6 protein-coding genes and 2 pseudogenes are annotated in these 4,171 nt (G+C 30.4%); 5 read left to right on the top strand and 3 right to left on the bottom strand.

Features of this window, described 5'->3' with window-relative positions; genetic code table 11:
* Nucleotides 1-90, bottom strand: a pseudogene (locus LQ686_RS13750) (IS6 family transposase); the annotation flags it as partial.
* Nucleotides 91-207: 117 nt separating this feature from the next.
* Here LQ686_RS13750 and LQ686_RS13745 point away from each other — a divergent pair.
* From LQ686_RS13745 to LQ686_RS13740, 3 genes are read left to right on the top strand one after another with little or no spacing between them, the layout of a single operon-like run.
* On the top strand, nt 208-723 hold the full coding sequence (locus tag LQ686_RS13745; protein ID WP_239733454.1) for a hypothetical protein: 516 nt from the start codon (nt 208-210) through the stop codon (nt 721-723).
* A 6-nt stretch (nt 724-729) separates the two neighbouring features.
* Nucleotides 730-1,062: an ABC transporter permease subunit gene (locus LQ686_RS14395; protein ID WP_481817100.1), complete on the top strand. Its 333-nt coding sequence runs from the start codon at nt 730-732 to the stop codon at nt 1,060-1,062.
* Nucleotides 1,059-1,949, top strand: coding sequence for an ABC transporter permease subunit (locus tag LQ686_RS13740; protein WP_107566147.1), 891 nt, complete (start codon nt 1,059-1,061; stop codon nt 1,947-1,949). The genes LQ686_RS14395 and LQ686_RS13740 overlap by 4 nt, the downstream gene beginning before the upstream one ends.
* Nucleotides 1,950-2,450: 501 nt before the next feature.
* Here LQ686_RS13740 and LQ686_RS13735 read toward each other — a convergent pair.
* Nucleotides 2,451-2,597: a hypothetical protein gene (locus LQ686_RS13735; protein WP_158011170.1), complete on the bottom strand. Its 147-nt coding sequence runs from the start codon at nt 2,595-2,597 to the stop codon at nt 2,451-2,453.
* A gap of 412 nt (nt 2,598-3,009) precedes the next feature.
* Here LQ686_RS13735 and LQ686_RS13730 point away from each other — a divergent pair, with 412 nt between their 5' ends.
* Nucleotides 3,010-3,171, top strand: coding sequence for a hypothetical protein (locus tag LQ686_RS13730; protein WP_158011169.1), 162 nt, complete (start codon nt 3,010-3,012; stop codon nt 3,169-3,171).
* A 165-nt stretch (nt 3,172-3,336) separates the two neighbouring features.
* Nucleotides 3,337-3,783 carry a helix-turn-helix domain-containing protein gene (locus tag LQ686_RS13725; RefSeq protein WP_107573242.1) on the top strand — a complete coding sequence of 149 codons (447 nt, stop codon included), beginning with the start codon at nt 3,337-3,339 and terminating at the stop codon, nt 3,781-3,783.
* 207 nt (nt 3,784-3,990) lie between these two features.
* Here LQ686_RS13725 and LQ686_RS13720 read toward each other — a convergent pair.
* Nucleotides 3,991-4,171, bottom strand: a pseudogene (locus LQ686_RS13720) (hypothetical protein); the annotation flags it as partial.

Here is a 4,171-nt window from a genome sequence, read left to right as displayed (position 1 = left end):
TATATCACGATAACTCAATGCATATCTTAGATAGTAGCCAACGGCTACAGTGATAACATCCTTGTTAAATTGTTTATATCTGAAATAGTTCGTACAGAAGACTCCTTTTTGTTAAAATTATACTATAAATTCAACTTTGCAACAGAACCTTTTAATATTACTTTGAATGCCTCCTGTTAATTTATTTAGAAAGTAGGTAAATGCCTTATGAGAAAATTATTCAATTTCATCATGACGATAATTGTGTTCTTATTATTAGTGTGTTTGCCTGCTTTATTTGATGATCAACGGTTTAGTTTCTTAAACTACCTTAATGCCTTGAAGTCGACGTTTATATATATATTTCATCCTCAAGATATTATATTTACAAATAAAATATCACATGTTGAACGTAGTTTATTTCCGTTCTTTATTGAACCTTGGATAAATACTATTGTGATTTTGTTTGCTGCGCTATTGTTAGCTTTTATCGTATCTTTATTATTTACATACCTTTTATATGTTAATGACCATATTAAAAAATGGTATTTAAAAATTAATACAGTTCTATCTATTATTCCGGATATTTTTTACATACCTTTTTCTATTTCATTGGTGATATTATTTTATCGATATACAGATATTCTATTGTTTAATGTAGCGAATAGTTCAGAGGATAAAGCTTTAATATTCCCTATTTTGGTACTATCAATTATACCTTTAGTAAGTAGCGTGACATTTTAAAGTAGTATTCTAGATGATGTATCTCGTGCAGATTATATTGAATTTTCTAGAGCGAAGGGTTTATCAAATGTAGAGTTATACTTTAAACACATATTAAGGAATTTGTTTGCATCATATTTAATCAATTTTAAACATATTATTTGGATCACGCTTTCAAGTTTATTACTTTTGGAAAGAATCTTTAACATGCACGGCTTGTCATCATTTATATTTGATTACGGATCTCCAGAAGTATTATTTGTCACGTTTATATTGATTTATGTACCTGTATCTCTCGCCATATTTATGAGTCATAAAGTCTTATTTACCTTCACTGGTGTACGGGGAGGGTTATCATGAAGAAATTTTATATACTATTAACGTTACTTATCTTGCCTGCCCTAGTTGGTGTGATTTATTTTGATTTACTAAACATCACGCCTAAACCTATGAACTTTCTATACAATTCTAATGGGGATATTATGAAAAGTTCTCCATTTGCACCTAGCTTTAAAGCATTTTTTGGTGTGGATGCCGCTTCTAAAAATATGTTATTTGAAGTGTTATCCGGATATCGTATCACATTACTGATTATCATCGTCATATCAAGTTTATCGGTTCTTTGTTCAGTTGTAATTGGAACTTATTTAGCATTTAATCGCAAGACAACAAGTATTTACAGTGTCTTTTCTAATACTTTATTTTATATTCCTCAATCTATATTGGCGTATATTTTATTGCAACCTTTACTATATGAAACAATAGACGGCTTTACGACTACTATGCAATTTAGAATGACTTACAATATCACCATTCTGACAATCTTAATGATACCGACGACTACTATGCTGATAAAAGAATCAACCCAACACATATTAAATCAAGACTATATCGAAGCTGCATATACCATTAGTCCTAACGATAAACATATATTTATCAAACATGTATTACCTAACATACAAACTCAATATTTAATCATATTTTTGAGAATATGTTTTCAAACTTTACTCGTCATGACACACCTAGCCTTCTTCAAAATATTCTTCGGAGGCACGAAGGTTTGCTATGGACCCGCATGCGAAATTATAGAACGACCAAGTATCAATGACTTAAGCAGTTTATTAGGCTTTCACTCAAATGAGTTAACAACAAACTGGTGGACATTCTACGCACCATTAGTTGGTATTTTATATATATTTATCATTATTAATTTATTGTCTAATCTATTAAAAGTAATACAAAGATAAATAAAGCAGCGCAAATATAATTAACCCAGAACGCCCCCAAAATCCTGAACGCTATAACGAGTGTTCGGGATATCTTTATTGAAGCACCGTACCCAAAGCAAGCGCAGAAACTGATCTGTGCCGAAAAGAGATACTGGCCACCTCAACCTTATAAGCGCCTAGATATGTAGAAAGCTATCCTATCATGCCACAAATCCAATCAATCTAAGGTGCGCAGGCACAAAAACCTAACCTCAACAAACCCGACCCGAATCTATTAAGCGCCTATTCCGAACCTTACCCTAACCAAGCCACGAACAGAATCAACTTTTGCTAACCGCTTCAAACCAAGAACGAAAGAACGGGAAAGCGTTCTGAGTCCTCACCCTTTCCCGTTCTAAAAGCATTAATGAAAAAGTCCTCGCTTGCACGGGGCTTCACACTTTTTCATTACGGGCAAAACCGTAAAACCAAACCCCTATACCGCTTATAGAAACACCTCAAGAGATGTATATGAAATTACTAATCAATTTTATGGACACCATAAACGATAGCTAATACAAGGACTGGGAAAATAAAGATTTGAAAACCAGGTATAAGTAAACAAGCAACTAAGCCAATTAACCAAGCTGGTTCAATTTCATAATTCCTAATGGTTATTTTCTTCATCGTAAAACCTCCTTTATCATAATATGGTATAGGTATATTTACTTAATGTGATTGTATCATGAAGTCATTTTGAATACAGAAACAGGTAAGAAGCGGCATGTGAAATAAGGCATGAAAAAAGCCCTAACAGTTGGATGAGTTAGGGCTACCTGCGAAAACATTAAAAGGTGTGTTTTAATGTAGTGGTGTTACTGTATAGTTTGAGTAAATTAAAATAAATAGAAAGGAAAAACACCACTAATTAAATTGTATCATTAAGATAGTTTATATGTAATAGGAATGAAAAAAATTGAATAGAAAGTGTATAATATTTACATAAAGAATGTACAAAAGTACACTTTAGTAATTTAGGATTATAAATTCGTTTTAGTTAATCGGATTAATGTGTTAAAGATTTTGAGGGAGTTAATATATGATACGAAGGACAAAAAAAGTAACCGTACAAGAGTTATATGATATAGGTATCGCAAGTAAAGAAGGAATCATTGATTATCGGAAATATTCTGCTTTTAAACTTAGATATAGAATGAAGGGTTATGACGTACGTTTGAAAAAATCAAAAGTATTCAGATGAGGTCATGAGACAAAGTCTTAAAAACAAAGCGAAATATAAATGATTTATTAGATGATTACTAGTTAGATCATCTTATTGCAACTTTGCGGTTACATACTGCAACTATGGTATTCTTACAAAATCAAAGAACTACTTTTAAAATAAATCAATAAGGAGTGTGAAAGAATGGAGTTTCATAGAGTATTGAAAAAGAAAAGAATGGAAACAAATTTATCTCAAGAAGATTTAGCAAAAAAGTTAAAAATAAGTCGACAATCAATTTCAAAATGGGAGAATGAAAAAGGTTATCCAAACATTGAAACACTCTTAGAAATAAGTGAAATATTTAATATCACTGTAGATGAACTTTTAAAAGGAGATGATTATTTGAAAGATAAAATAATACAAGATAGTAGAAAATTAAAATACCCCAAATGGGTAGTTTTTTTTGATATTTTAACGCTCATAGGTTTGATAATCATAATTTCAAAATTAGTAATATTTGTTACTGTTAAAGTGACTGGTAATGAAATTGATTTTCTATCTGACTCTATACTTTATTCATTTGGGCCATTACTTTTAATGATTATAGGTGCGATAGGTTCTGATACGTTGAAGAAAAAATATCAATAATAACTTGTTGAAATTAGGTTTTAGAATGATTGAATGATAGATGAGTATAAACAAATGAAAAGAGAAGAAAAAGACCCTATTTAATGGTATAGGGTCTAGAAATTGGAATGGTGTTTAATATGGTAATGTCTTAGTAATCAAGACATCATAGCACATGGAATGTACTAAATTTATTTTACTATGTATTTTTGTGAAATTAAATATAAATCAACGTTTTTTGCATGAATGAACTAAATAATAAAAGAATTGAAGCGGTTGGTTTAAGTCTGTTATATCAAAGAAGTAACATAAACGAAATGGTTCTGTTGCAAAGTTGAATTTATAGTATAATTTTAACAAAAAGGAGTCTTCTGTATGAACTATTTCAGATATAAACAATTTAACAAGG

It is taken from the genome of Mammaliicoccus sp. J-M41 (genome assembly GCF_022385935.1).
Lineage (GTDB): Bacteria > Bacillota > Bacilli > Staphylococcales > Staphylococcaceae > Mammaliicoccus > Mammaliicoccus sciuri_A.
This window is presented reverse-complemented; position numbering and strand designations above follow the sequence as displayed.